This window comes from Microseira wollei NIES-4236, from assembly GCF_020521235.1.
GTDB classification, from domain to species: domain Bacteria; phylum Cyanobacteriota; class Cyanobacteriia; order Cyanobacteriales; family Aerosakkonemataceae; genus Microseira; species Microseira wollei.
The window spans coordinates 20,316-33,059 of the sequence record NZ_BLAY01000117.1; the positions used below are offsets into that span (position 1 = coordinate 20,316).

At 42.5% G+C, this 12,744-nt stretch carries 15 protein-coding genes; 7 read left to right on the forward strand and 8 right to left on the reverse strand.

Annotated features, from left to right (window positions below; all coding sequences use genetic code 11):
* Nucleotides 1–77 precede the first annotated feature (77 nt).
* Both MiSe_RS31335 and MiSe_RS31340 read right to left on the reverse strand, forming a co-directional pair.
* Nucleotides 78–263 carry a hypothetical protein gene (locus tag MiSe_RS31335; protein WP_226587525.1) on the reverse strand — a complete coding sequence of 62 codons (186 nt, stop codon included), beginning with the start codon at nucleotides 261–263 and terminating at the stop codon, nucleotides 78–80.
* Between the two features lie 2 nt (nucleotides 264–265).
* The gene (locus MiSe_RS31340; protein ID WP_226587526.1) at nucleotides 266–754 is read right to left on the reverse strand and encodes a type II toxin-antitoxin system VapC family toxin; all 489 of its coding nucleotides are present in this window, start codon (nucleotides 752–754) and stop codon (nucleotides 266–268) included.
* 15 nt (nucleotides 755–769) lie between these two features.
* On the opposite strand from MiSe_RS31340, the gene MiSe_RS31345 reads away from it, so the two are divergent.
* The gene (locus tag MiSe_RS31345) at nucleotides 770–940 is read left to right on the forward strand and encodes a hypothetical protein (RefSeq protein WP_226587527.1); all 171 of its coding nucleotides are present in this window, start codon (nucleotides 770–772) and stop codon (nucleotides 938–940) included.
* On the opposite strand, the gene MiSe_RS31350 is transcribed toward MiSe_RS31345, so the two are convergent.
* Together MiSe_RS31350 and MiSe_RS31355 are read right to left on the reverse strand one after the other, a co-directional pair.
* Nucleotides 935–1,300: a clan AA aspartic protease gene (locus tag MiSe_RS31350; protein ID WP_444980574.1), complete on the reverse strand. Its 366-nt coding sequence runs from the start codon at nucleotides 1,298–1,300 to the stop codon at nucleotides 935–937. The genes MiSe_RS31345 and MiSe_RS31350 overlap by 6 nt on opposite strands.
* Complete coding sequence (locus MiSe_RS31355) at nucleotides 1,297–1,569, reverse strand: hypothetical protein (RefSeq protein WP_226587529.1); 273 nt, start codon at nucleotides 1,567–1,569, stop codon at nucleotides 1,297–1,299. Before MiSe_RS31355 ends, MiSe_RS31350 begins: the two co-directional genes overlap by 4 nt.
* A gap of 218 nt (nucleotides 1,570–1,787) precedes the next feature.
* Here MiSe_RS31355 and MiSe_RS31360 point away from each other — a divergent pair, with 218 nt between their 5' ends.
* Both MiSe_RS31360 and MiSe_RS31365 read left to right on the forward strand, forming a co-directional pair.
* Nucleotides 1,788–2,063 carry a BrnT family toxin gene (locus MiSe_RS31360; protein WP_226587539.1) on the forward strand — a complete coding sequence of 92 codons (276 nt, stop codon included), beginning with the start codon at nucleotides 1,788–1,790 and terminating at the stop codon, nucleotides 2,061–2,063.
* Nucleotides 2,047–2,313, forward strand: a complete 267-nt coding sequence (locus tag MiSe_RS31365; protein WP_226587530.1) for a BrnA antitoxin family protein — start codon at nucleotides 2,047–2,049, stop codon at nucleotides 2,311–2,313. The genes MiSe_RS31360 and MiSe_RS31365 overlap by 17 nt, the downstream gene beginning before the upstream one ends.
* Before the next feature lie 402 nt (nucleotides 2,314–2,715).
* Here MiSe_RS31365 and MiSe_RS31370 read toward each other — a convergent pair whose 3' ends face one another.
* From MiSe_RS31370 to MiSe_RS31380, 3 genes are all read right to left on the reverse strand, one after another.
* Nucleotides 2,716–4,125, reverse strand: a complete 1,410-nt coding sequence (locus tag MiSe_RS31370; protein ID WP_226587531.1) for a coproporphyrinogen-III oxidase family protein — start codon at nucleotides 4,123–4,125, stop codon at nucleotides 2,716–2,718.
* 62 nt (nucleotides 4,126–4,187) lie between these two features.
* Entirely contained in the window at nucleotides 4,188–6,008 is a 1,821-nt protein-coding gene (locus MiSe_RS31375; RefSeq protein ID WP_226587532.1) for a B12-binding domain-containing radical SAM protein, read from the reverse strand.
* Between the two features lie 164 nt (nucleotides 6,009–6,172).
* Nucleotides 6,173–6,616, reverse strand: coding sequence for a hypothetical protein (locus MiSe_RS31380; protein WP_226587533.1), 444 nt, complete (start codon nucleotides 6,614–6,616; stop codon nucleotides 6,173–6,175).
* Between the two features lie 268 nt (nucleotides 6,617–6,884).
* On the opposite strand from MiSe_RS31380, the gene MiSe_RS31385 reads away from it, so the two are divergent.
* Together MiSe_RS31385 and MiSe_RS31390 are read left to right on the forward strand one after the other, a co-directional pair.
* Nucleotides 6,885–8,273, forward strand: coding sequence for a helix-turn-helix domain-containing protein (locus MiSe_RS31385; protein WP_226587534.1), 1,389 nt, complete (start codon nucleotides 6,885–6,887; stop codon nucleotides 8,271–8,273).
* Nucleotides 8,274–8,501: 228 nt separating this feature from the next.
* Nucleotides 8,502–9,107 carry a glutathione S-transferase N-terminal domain-containing protein gene (locus MiSe_RS31390; protein WP_226587535.1) on the forward strand — a complete coding sequence of 202 codons (606 nt, stop codon included), beginning with the start codon at nucleotides 8,502–8,504 and terminating at the stop codon, nucleotides 9,105–9,107.
* Nucleotides 9,108–9,197: 90 nt separating this feature from the next.
* Here MiSe_RS31390 and MiSe_RS31395 read toward each other — a convergent pair whose 3' ends face one another.
* Nucleotides 9,198–11,696 (reverse strand): vWA domain-containing protein, encoded by a 2,499-nt coding sequence (locus MiSe_RS31395; RefSeq protein ID WP_226587536.1) that lies wholly within the window; start codon nucleotides 11,694–11,696, stop codon nucleotides 9,198–9,200.
* Between MiSe_RS31395 and MiSe_RS31400 the strand changes: the two genes are divergently transcribed.
* Both MiSe_RS31400 and MiSe_RS31405 read left to right on the forward strand, forming a co-directional pair.
* Nucleotides 11,690–11,839, forward strand: coding sequence for a hypothetical protein (locus tag MiSe_RS31400; protein WP_226587537.1), 150 nt, complete (start codon nucleotides 11,690–11,692; stop codon nucleotides 11,837–11,839). The two genes, MiSe_RS31395 and MiSe_RS31400, sit on opposite strands and share 7 nt — an antisense overlap.
* Before the next feature lie 135 nt (nucleotides 11,840–11,974).
* A complete protein-coding gene (locus MiSe_RS31405; protein WP_226587538.1) occupies nucleotides 11,975–12,526 on the forward strand; it encodes a siphovirus Gp157 family protein in 552 nt (183 codons plus the stop codon).
* Nucleotides 12,527–12,744: the final 218 nt, after the last annotated feature.

Here is a 12,744-nt window from a genome sequence, read left to right on the forward strand (position 1 = left end):
GCTCGATACAAAGTAAAGCGCGATCGCAAACAATGCTTTAACAAGCGCTTAGAAATTTTCCGGTTCGATCTAATGCTTTAGCTTGTAGTCGGGTGCAGTTCAGTGTTAGACCAGCGCTTGATTGGGAGTTTCACAACTTTCCGCCCACTGGCAATTTGCTTCTTTCGCAAATCCTCAAATATTGCCTTGAGGTCATAGTTCAAGGATTTGGCGTATTCTTCTCTGTACTTGTGAATCTCTTCCAAAATTGGGTCTTTGTACATCGCTACTCTCCTAGAGGATCAATTGTCATGAACTCGTAAGGCGTACAAACAAATGGTAGCTTATATCCAAGATCGCGACTAATCTCTGATAATTTTCGTTGGATCTGAGAATTTGCCATGTGCTTGCAATTCCAGGTTAGCAAGTAGTCTAAGCCATAAACTGTTGCCAGTGCCATGTGTAAAGCATCGTTGGCGGCTTTAGGTGGTAGGTTACTCTGCCGTAGAAATTCTTCTGCGAGATCCCTAGCTTCTTCGGTTAAATCCAGGAAGGTTAAAGATTGTAACAGATTCAATCGTTGAGACGCGATTTTTGGATCTCCCATTGCTGCTTCATCTTCAACAATTTCTGAGGTATAAAGTACCAGCGAGTTACTGTACTCATCCCACCAGTCTTGAGTGATTTTGATGTTGGCTGCAACAATTAGATTGTCTGTCGAGCGAGCGGTGAGGTAGCCGAGAATGCTAGTTTCAATATAAACGGTTTCAGTCATGTGGGTGGGTGCGCGATGGCAACACTTCATCATGCCACAAAACAAGATGCTTTATGGGTTTCTAAAGCATCCGCCGATCGCCACTTGCGATCGCTCGTCGATAAAAATAAAATGCGATCGCCTCTCTACAAAAAGCGCGATCGCTCGTCGATAAAAAGTAAAATGCGATCGCCAAGGCGTTTATAATTCATCGATCGTTACCAACCCGCCATCTGTGAACTGAATGACAAGTTCTTGCTCATCTAGTAATGCAGTTCCAAGTAAAGGTCGCCTTCCTGTCGCAATGACCAAGACTTCTCGCTCTTCACCATCCCAAAGGACTATTGCCTCGTGAAGTGGAAGCAAGACCTCACTGTTATCTGCCAAGTTTGCAGGAGTATCATACCTGAAGGTCAAGCCCATCAATGAAACTGCTTCTGGAGGAAGACACAGTTCCCCTGTGAAACCTGTATCTATAACGAACTCAATAGGGATGCTTGAGCCGTTCGGCAGCAAAAATGTCAGCACAACAGTTGGGTGCCTATTCGCCACAATTCCAGAAATCACTTGTAGACACGCTCCATGACACCACCAAATGAGACAGCAACGTTATAGCCGATACGAATACCAAAGAGTCGGGCATTTGGGTGCTTCTTACTGAGGTTGCGCGATGCTTGCAACCCAGTTTTATCAACTTCATAATCACCTGTCTCAATGTCAATGATGACCATCTTTCCGATGTTCTCTTCCACTTCCACCTGTTCGCGAATAACGCTTTCGTACAGGTGCTTTGCACGTCGCGCTACTTCTTCGCGGCTTAAAAGGATGGCTTGCATATGCTGACTTGCGATCGCTACGTTTCTCTGTGAATCCCACTATGATAGCGCACAGACAAATAGGGCGAGCATTGCCAGCAATGTTCGCCCTGCCTGCTTTGTAAAAAACAGCGTGTTACAGTCTATGCCATAGCATTCTGCCATCAGCGATCGCCTCTCAGTAAAAAAGTGAGGAGCAAGTCTTGACCTTCAACCATATTTCAGTATATACTGAAATTATGCACTTTGAATGGGATGCAAATAAAGAAAAAAGCAATCAACAAAAACATCGAGTCTCCTTTGAAGAAGCAGCAACAGTATGGACTGATCCCCTAGCGTTAATAGCTCCCGATCCAGAACATTCTATAGAAGAAGAAAGAGAGTGGATTATAGGAGAATCATACGCAGGAAGGTTATTGGTTGTTGTTTATACTCAAAGAGGAGAAACGATTAGAATTATCAGCGCTAGACCTGCAACAAAACGAGAGCGTCAACAATATGCCGAAGAAAGTTGAATTTCCATTTGAAAAAGCAAGACGAATCACTCCCGCAGAAGTGATGGCTGCTGAAACAGCTATTAAAGAGCAATTTGGCATCAGTTATTCCAGACGTGGAAGACCGCCAAAAAGCGAAACAGAAAAATATCAAGTAGTGTCAATTCGACTTCATCCTCAAGTGATTGCTTGGGCAAAAGCGGAAGCAAAAAAACGAGGAGTAGGTTATCAAACTATTATTAATGAAGCTCTGCTTAAACTTTCGGTATGATATGTAGTTATTATGCAGTTGTAAAGTGAGGTGCGATCGCATTTGCTGTAGGTTGGGTTAAGCAGCATTGAGTCTGTTGTCTGTCATTCATCGAATGAGGCGAAATCTAACATCCATTAGTTTGAGTACAGCTTATAGTTTGAGTACAGCTTAGGTGTTAGGCCAAGCGTTGCGGAGGGTTCATGCTTCAACCCAACCTACGAGGCGGGCGATCTTCAGCCCAACCTACGAGGCTTGGCAGCAGAAAGGTTGCGTTCAGCGGCGGCAAGCAGTTTTAAGCTTAGCAACAAGATCTCCGTTCCGTCCGCTGCAACGCGCTGGTTAGCTGGCTCGGCAACAGATGCAAAAAGGCATTCAAATGTAAAAAATTAGCATCCTATCAGTCAAGAACTAATAAGATTGTCAGTCCCTTATATCCGTATGTGGGTGCTCATCGAGTACTGTGTGTTCGCACTCATTCCCGCTTGCTATTCGCAACCCGATTCTATTTGATATCCATTTTTTTCCTTTATTAGGCATAAGATAATACATAAGATTCACATAATACAGCCAACCATCGTAGGTTAGCTCATATGTTTTCTCCCTATCTAGAACTAACCCAGATCGTATAGCTTCTTCAAGTGCCACTAGTGTCTCAGAATGTACATATTCCCATGCTATTCTCGATTTGTTCAGTACTCCGCGATAGGGAAACGTCACAATACCTTTTTCAAAACACTCATCGATTCCAAAGGCTTCCCACGCGAGCATACCGCGACGAATCCGAGAGATATACTCAGCGCGGTCAGGGTGATTATAAATATTATATCCGGGCATTTGGGTTAGCGCTGATGCTCCATACCCTAGCACGCTATCATCTTGATAACCATAAACAATATCGTGATACTGAAACTTCGGATGATGCTGAATCAAATTTTGATTTGATTTGTCGCTCCGACTATAACTATATCCATTGATTTTGCTGTATCCTCGCGCTCGCAAATAGTTGTCAATATTGTATCTGTATTGCATTCTCTGCGTTGCGGAAAGATGTTGAAGTCCAGTCTCACGCATCATCCTGTACATGCGAGTTTGTGCGGCTAAGTTATTGAGCGGATAAAAGTCTACTGTGGTGGTCTGAAGACTCAATGCTTCATTAACATCATGGTACAAATCATCAGGAGTTTGTCCAGCCATTCCATAGATCATATCTACGTTTGTATAAGCAAACACTTCGTTTGCCATTTGTGCGGTGTTTCTGATCTGGCACACGGTAGCGTCGAGAGAAAACAATTCGCGGTGTCGAATGGTGAATGTTTGTGCTCCAAAACTAATCCGATTTACACCAATTCGCTGCATCGCTTTAAGCTTCTCATATGTAACACTTTTTACTTCAAGCTCAAAGGTAAATTCAGCAAGCTCCTGTGTATTAAAATGCGTGTGAATAGCATGTCCAAGAACTTCAATCTGTTTGGGACTTAGCACAGATGGTGTGCCTCCTCCGATAAACACCGTATCTATCTTAGGTTGACCGATAATATTTCGCTTAAGTTGTATTTCGCAAAATAGCGCATCAATATAGTCTTGGATATCTTGTTCTGAATTGTACCTACCTCGTGTAAATGGACAGAAACTACATATTGTTTCACAGAATGGAATATGTATATAAACGGCAAATCGTTTGATTGGAGATATTTCAAACGTTAAGAAAGGAAGAAGTGGATTTGGAAGAAGCTCATGCTCAAGCTCGAAGGGATAGTACCAGTTAAAAAAAGGTAGTTGTTGATTAAAGATAAGCCGTGTATCTTTAGGGGCTAGCTTAAGGTCAAACATGATCTAATTTTTTGAGACTTGAGTCATTAGTAAGACGAGTAGAGTTTCGGGTGAGTTGCTGTCTAAGCCGATACTTTGTACCTTTGCATCAACAACTCGGCGCGAATTGCAGGGAGACCTTGCACCTCATAAAGCAAACTGTGCTCACGAGAAAGCTCAATCCAATTGACGATATCGCCGTTTGCGTACAATAAGTAATCCCTTACAGTTTCAGACTCAGCTAGTCGTGAGTCTGCACGTTCGCTTAGAAGACAAACAGTACCGCTGTACAGCACCCTATGCATTTCCGACAAACTAACAATCCGAAGTGCATGGTCAAAGCTCAAAAGGCTATATGCAAAAAGCTTGTTGTCATTGGTTAGGTATGGGCATATGTCTGAATGCGAGATCTCAAGATCCAAATTGTTTCGCTGACTCACTGATAAGCGAGTTAATCGATCCTCAAAATCACGAAAGAGTAAGATTGGATTGACTCCAGCTTCATTAATTAAGAAGGATATTACGAATGTATACCGGAACAAACAGATAGTGTAGAAATCCACCAAGCCTAAGTAATCTTTTGCCGTAAGTGCAGAATATGTATAATCGAGCGAATAGTAATTTGCGAATATAAATGGGTCTGACTTGATGACATCGAAGTGCTTTTCCTCTAGAAAAGACACCATCGTGCTGTTCACGCTATCCATATCAAATCGTAGTTTTTCTATGTTTTGCTGCATTACAGGCGTTCCTGTATATGAGCTAAGCAGATTGATGAATGATCTTCTTGCACCCCGTACCTTACAACTAAATGCAAGTCGAATGGTGTTTGCGACATCTTCTAGTTCCTCGTCAGGAAATCCAAGGATAAAAGATGTGGTTGGTGCAATGCCGTGACTTACGCACAACTCTAGAGTTTCCCATATTGCCTTCAACTTGAGGCGTTTCTTCATGGTTGCTTGAATCCTTTCAGATCCGCTCTCAACACCAAAAAAAATGTAGTCGCAACCAGCTTCTGCCACAAGCTGAATTGTTTCAAGGTCAATTGTGTCAATACGTGAGCTAAATCCCCATCGGACATGTAACTGTCGAGCCTTAATCGTCGATGCGATCTCACCAATAAACTTCTTGTCAGAAGTCAGGTTATCATGGATTAAGTTAAAGGCACTGACACCATACTTAGAATTCAGTTCTTGCATTTCGGAAACTATCCGATCAGCAGACATAGTTCTGTACTTACGTTCCCACACAATGCTTGTTGAGCAGAATGTGCAGCGGAACGGGCATCCACTACCTGCATATATTTCTAAATAGTTACTCTTCGCTGTCCGAGCATAGGATAAAATATCAACTAAGTCATACGCTGGTCGTGGGGAAAGGTTCAAGTCTGGCAAGAGTGGACGCTTCGCCGTTACAACTGTTTCTCCATTCCTTCTAAATGCGAGTCCGGGTACAACTGAGAGATCATCTCCATTCTCAACACACTTAACCAAGGCTGGTAGCGTGACCTCTCCTTCTCCAATCACAGCAGTATCGACGCTAGTGTAACGGTTTAGCGTTTCCGGTGCACAGAGAGAGACATGAGGTCCGCCGAAGGTAATATGAGTCTTCGGGGATAAGGCTTTAATCTGCTCAGCAAGATCAAGCGCTAAAACATAATTGCTGCACATTGCAGTAATTGCCACAAAGTCAGGGGTTCGTACTAGTACATCTGCTGCGGCTCTTTGAGCAAAGCCTCCTCTTATCCAAATCTCATCATGCTCTTTCAAATAATCATAGTCACAAATTTCAATACTATGCCCATCGTTCCGAAGAGATGAGGCAAGTATCAGCAAGTTCAGTGGATATCCATTAAACTCGGTGGGGGACAGCAATGGACGAACCAAACAAACTTTTGCCATCATGTCTTCTCATTGATTTTGTTTCATGTCTTTATGAACCGGCAATAATTGATGGTGTGAATCTTCTCTCAGGCTTTCTGGAAGCTAAAAATAGTCATGTTATAGCCCAAGAGTTATTTACAGCAAATATTGCCGTAGTAATAACTTGACTAACAGAAACGGGGCTATTACCACTGAGAAACTGCTCTGGTGGTGCTCGATAGAGCTGCTATTTCTCGTCCAGACTCCGAACCAACTTTTTGATGAATAGATAACACTGTCCCAGAGTCTGGGAAGGTGTTGAAATCTTGAGGCGATCTATGCCCCACCGCTGCCAAGTTAGTCTTGAAAGTATCACCTACGAGCTGAAAGACACCAACTCTAGGCCCCCCTAGAAAAACCTCTGATCCTCTGGTGTAGATATATACAATCTCATGCGGTGTAACACTCACATTTATTGAAAACTTGCCCTCGTGAACAATACTGCCGTTTTTTTCGACGGAAAACTGACTCCCATTATTCTCAATCACAATTGTTGAGAAATCAGCAACCGGGGTCATTTCTCCATCAAACTCGGAATAGACGACCCGCCATCGTCCTTGCAATGCTTCCATCAAGCTATCAGTTGTCATGTTTTTCTCCAAGAACAGAAACGTTTAATTGTCCCGCAGTTGCAGTACAATGCTCTTGTTGGTTGGGTTAAATAAACCGCACATGCGCGGTTTAACTCCGAGCAGTCTAAATTACTCCTACTCTGGCTTCACTCAATCAAAACCCAAGACCGATAGCTCTGTCAATCGGATCGAGATCGGAACTTTTTACCAAAAAATTACTGATTTGTAGGAAAAATGTCGGAAAGATCGGATAACATAGCAATTACCCTACCCATCTGACCGATCTATGGACATCGCAGAAGTCTTGAAACTCGCTGATGAACTGCTCTTCACTCATACAGGCGAACACCTAGACCATCTGCAAGAAACAATTCTTAAAGGAACGTTACAAGGTCAGAAATATGCCAAAATTGCCTCGGAAAACAATTTAAGTGAAGGTCATGTTCGAGATACGGCATCGGAATTATGGCAAGCTTTATCCGATGCTTTAGGAGAAGATGTTAATAAATTAAATGTAGGCTCTATTTTAGAAAAAGTTATTATATCTAATAGCTCAATAGGATATTTAGTAAATGGAAACAAAGTAAGTATTTGTTCAAGAAGAAAGCGATCGCCTAAATCTTCTCCCCTATCCAAGCCAACTGAAAGCAAACCCTACTTAGACATAGATACCGCCCCAGAAATTACCGCCTTTTACGGACGAACTGATGAATTAAACACTTTAAAAACCTGGCTAATTCAAGATTGCACCCGCCTCATTACCTTAACTGGCATTATCGGAATTGGCAAAACGACGCTAGCCATCAAACTAATTGAAGAAATCCAAACGCAATTTGAATATATTGTTTATCGCAGTCTCCGCTATTCTCCAACTCTAGATAGTTTTTTAACCGATCTATTGCCAACCTTTATCTCTCCCATTATTCCCAATACCCTCGATCGCCAAGTCGATGTATTGCTTAAGTTTTTACGCAAACATCGCTGTTTAATTATTATAGATGATGTGCAGATGTTGTTTCAGCCAGGACAATTTGCTGGTCTATATAAACCAGAATTTGAAGGATACGATCTTTTATTTAAACAGATTGCAGAATTGTCTCATGCAAGTAGTTTGTTGTTGATTACTAGCGAACAACCAGAAGATGCGATCGCTACTCGTAATAAATTCACCCGTTGTTTAAAACTCACAGGTTTGGGAGAGTCTGCGAAAGAAATATTAAGGGATAAAGAACTGTCAGACGAACAGATGTGGGATACTTTGATTGAAAAATATCAAGGTCATCCTTTATGGCTAGAAATGACAGCCACGATGATTGAAGAATTATTCGCAGGCATTGTCACCGAATTTTTAGCTTATCCTAGCTTGGTATTAAGTAGTGCGATCGCATCTCAACTCAGTCGTTTGTGGATCAGATTAACCGACTCCGAAAAACAGGTAATGAATTATTTAGCTAAACAAGAAGATGCAGTTACTTTGAGCCACATTTTACAGGAAATATCTCATCCTCCCACAGACTTATTAAAAGCCATACAATCCTTAAAAAGACGTTGTTTATTAGAAGATACGCCGAACACCATTGCCGCTAGTCATGGAGAGAATCATCGCTCCTCTTTCATAAAAATTAATCCAATTTTAAAACATTATCTCATTTCTCTCCCATCGTTACCAACTTGAACAGAACTTACCCAAAGAAACCGGGTTTCTGTGAAAAATCTTTGATTGCAATGAGCGATCGCAGCCAGAAACCGGGTTTCTATGAAAAATCTTTCACGCTCGTCAGAGATCGCAGCTAGAAACCCGGTTTCTAAGATCGTGCGCTACCTTTAAATATATGAGCGCCCAAATTATTGTCCGGGAAAGCCATTACCAATTACCCATTACCCATTACCCATTACCTAATTTATGATCGACCTCTACACTTTCACCACCCCCAACGGGCGCAAAGTTTCCATCATGCTGGAAGAAGTCGGACTTCCCTACAACGTCCATAAAATCGACATCACCAAAGGCGAGCAATTTACCCCCGAATTTGTCGCCATTAATCCCAATAGCAAAATTCCCGCTATCATCGACTCCGATACCGGCATGACTGTATTTGAGTCGGGTGCAATCTTGATTTATCTAGCCGAAAAAACCGGACAATTCCTGCCTACCGAACAAAAAAGTCGCTTCCAAGTCATCGAGTGGTTAATGTTCCAAATGGCAAGTGTAGGACCAATGTTTGGACAGCTTAACCACTTCAAGCGTTTTGCACCGGAAAAAATTCCCTACGCCATCGAACGCTATGAAAAAGAAACCTTGCGACTTTATGGCGTATTAGACAAGCAATTATCCGACAAAGAATTCATCTGCGGCGACTATTCCATTGCCGATATTGCTACCTATCCTTGGGTTGCTAGTTATGAATTTCAAGGATTAACCCTCGATAACCACCCCAATCTTAAACGCTGGTTTGAAACAATTCAACAGCGTCCAGCCGTTCAACGCGGGATGGCTGTTCCAGCATAACCGAGGCAGAGCCTCGCGAGATCTCGTTCCCAGGCTCTTGCCTGGGAACGAGAGTAGGGAGGCTCTGCCTCCCCGATCGAGATTTAAGATTTAATTTGTGCTGTAATACTCATTCTTAGCATACACGCTAATAATGGTATCCCCTACCTCAAAAAACGCTCCCTCTTGCTCATCTTTGGAAAATTGCAAGTTCGCGTACTTAGCACCAATTGCATCAGCAGTCTGCGCTAAAGTATCCATTTCATCGGGTAAAAGTCCAGTGGAACCAATATAGAAAACTAACGGAGAAATCTTTTCCCGATACACTTTCTCTGCATAGTCTTCCAGTTTCTCTTTTGCCGTCGTCAAAGCTGCCACAAATTCTTCTCGGTTGACTTTTTCTCCTTGCCATTTTACCTGCAACAGTCGCGTCAGACTATCCCCACCCACTTTTGATAAGATCGCTGCAACGCTACCGTTATCTTCAATTCCCAGAAAGTTATCAAAAATCCGCTTCATCAAGTCATCAACCTTGGTAATCTTTGTGCGAGATGATAAGGTTTTGTGTCCGAAAACCACATCCTCGTCCAAGGTGAGATCGAAGGTTGGTTTATCTACTTTCTCGCCGGTATCTTTATTGTATCCCTCATACAAGCGATCGAGGAATTTATTCGCCGAGTAAAGTTTGCCGAGATTGAGGATATCTTTGTTGCCAATATCGACTTTGTAGCTCACGCGAGTATCTACCGTACCGTTAGCGAGCGCTTCCTTTAAATCGGTATACTCTGTCGTTGTGGGAAAGTTGATATAAAGGCTCTTGGAAAGATAGTGCTTTTTCAACTCTGCCAACTGTTCGGACGTGTAAACATCCGATTCTTCTTTCAAATGAGCCGCTAAAATACTAGCAAGTATTTTAATTTCGGCTAACTCGTTGAACGTCCCATCAATATTACCATAACTGCCAGTAAAAGGCACGAGGGGCAAATTGTCTAACTGCAAAGTGTATTCAGTGCGGAAATCGAAAGTTTCGGCTGACATTACACCCTTTGACTTCAACAAATCAAAGACTTTCTTACTGCTAATTTTGATTGGCAGCGACTTAACATTTACCTCCCCGTCGCTGACAATCGTATAATTATTGAAACTTTCCAGATTGGTAATCAGCACACCAGCTACTTCGCTGATTTGGCTGCCATCCTCAACTTTTACCAGTTTAACAGGTCTGGTAATCAGCATATTGATCGTAGCCGTATTGCGATTAATTTCAAACGTCCCCATGCTGACATATTCGCCACCATCTAAAAATTCCGTCTTCAACCAAGGTTCGATTAGTTTCCCATTTTCATCTCTCGAACCGTTAATCCTCTTTACTCCTTTTCGGCGATAGTTTTTCTGCAATTCCTTGATATTAATAATGATGCTGCTCTTGTTTTCCTCCAACAGGTTAACTAATTCCAGCACGGATATTTTATCGTTGACTTTGACGCTATTCAAGATTTCGTGCTTCGCCAACGCCGACGAATCGAAAATAGCCAAATCAATGTCTTGAGTTAATTCAGCTATTTCGGCATTTGTCAGCGCCTTGGCGTGTTTTTCTGTCAAGGTGGCATCAAAGGTACTCCCTAGGGCATACTTGGCTGTATTCAAGTTTCCATTAGCCAAATTCGCCTTCGCAAAAGCCAACACAGATTCATCTGTTTGCGCCACAGGAACGTCGGTTAATTTGTCGTATTCTTCTTGGCTAATTTTCCGATATTTGTAGAAGACACCATCATCATCTGCCTTCAGTCCGATAATTTTCAGAGTGCTTGACGAACCATTAATTTTTTTACCACTTTTAGAGACAAAAACTTGGTAATCGTACTCCTTAATTAAAGGTTCTTCCATCGCCGGTGCTACCGAACTACCTAATAGTTTGGTGCTTTGGTAAAGTCCATCATAAACTTGCCTGACTTCCCCCGCGCGAATGCAAGTTCCCGATACCGTGTTGGCGATTTTCGAGAGCAATCGGAAGTCAGCACCAGAATAGGAAATGGTGTTAACGAAAACATCCATGTTTTTCAGTTCTTCGCAAACCCGATCCAGGGTATTTGCTTCCGAATTAGCACTAGGATCGTTAGCGTATCCGTCAGTGTGTAAATTGATAACAGTAAGCTCTCCCTCTCGCAAGAAAGACTTAGCCATTGTCATCGATTGAGATATGCAGGTAGAGCAACCTGTTTGGATTTTTTGAATTTCTTGGATATAGGAAGAATTAGCTTTCATTACTTCCTGGATGGGAACTCGCTGGAAGTGACAAGTTACATCTCCCTGCGATGCATAAGATATCAGGGTAACCAGTAACTGGTAATTGTTGTATTCATCCAAGGTCAAAAGTTTAATCAGGGTTTCTTTCAACGGCCCTATGTCATAATACATAGAACCGGAGCGATCGATAATGATAATGCTGTGAGCAACAGATTTTTCTGGGATGTCATCCGAAGTTAATTGACGCTTAACCCGATCAACTAAATAGTATGCTTTTGGTTTTCCGGCAAAATTGTAGAGGGTGAATTTTGTTTGGTTCTTCGATGTCTCTGTTGGTGCTGGTTGATTTTTTTGGCGTGCCATATTTCGATTTTCCCTCAGTAACGACATCTGGTTTGACAATTGCAGGCGAGACGCCTGCACCACAAGAGTGCGCCACAAGAGTGCGCCACGACGCAGATAAATCTGATAAACATCAGCGGTTATCTGCGTTTATCTGCGGTTAAAAAAAGAAAAGAACTTTGTCAGTAATTGAAAAAGTTTGAGCTGATGGATAATCAAGTGGAACTAATATATATTATACTTCAAAAAGTATGGTTGTGGGGTATTGTTAAATTAATGTGGCATCAGGAGTCAAATCGATGGAAAGCACCGCACCGGAAAATGGTTCAGTACAACCGAGAACGCTGTTCAGCATTTCAGCAGAGATCGGCGAGTTGACGGCGTTGCTAGATGAGATTGAGGACAATGATAGCGAGGGAGAACAGTTGATTACCAGTTGGCTAGAGCAATTGGGAGAAGAGCGAGATCGCAAGCTAGATAATTACGCCGCCTTAATCTCCGAATTGCAAGCAAGAGCATCTGTTCGCAAAGCGGAAGCCAAACGCTTAAGCGACTTAGCCGCCAAGGATGAAAAAAAGGCCGAAATGCTCAAAGAAAGACTAAAATTCTTTTTTGAGGTCAACAAGCTGAAAACGATTGACACGGCACGCTACAAATTAACCTTGGCAAAAAACGGTGGGAAAGCGCCTTTAATTGTGGATGAATCTGTATCACCCACCGAGTTGCCAGAAAAGTTTCAGAAGATTAGCGTCGAGCTAGATAAAGCAGCAATTAGAGCCGCACTGGAGGCGGGAGAATCGCTAGATTTTGCACATTTAGGCGAGCGCGGTTCGAGTCTCCGCATTAAGTAATTGCTAATTGCTAATTGCTAATTGCTAATTGGTTAAGAGGAACAGGACTTAGGCACGACGCTCCTATCACCTTTGTTTCTGCGTAGGGACACGGCAGCCAAAATCTTCTGTACAAATGAACATTTTATGATTGCCGTGTCCCTGCGACATTGCCTCAAACGGGTTTGCTGCCTAGGGACACGGCAGCCAAAATCTTCTGTACAAATGAACATTTTATG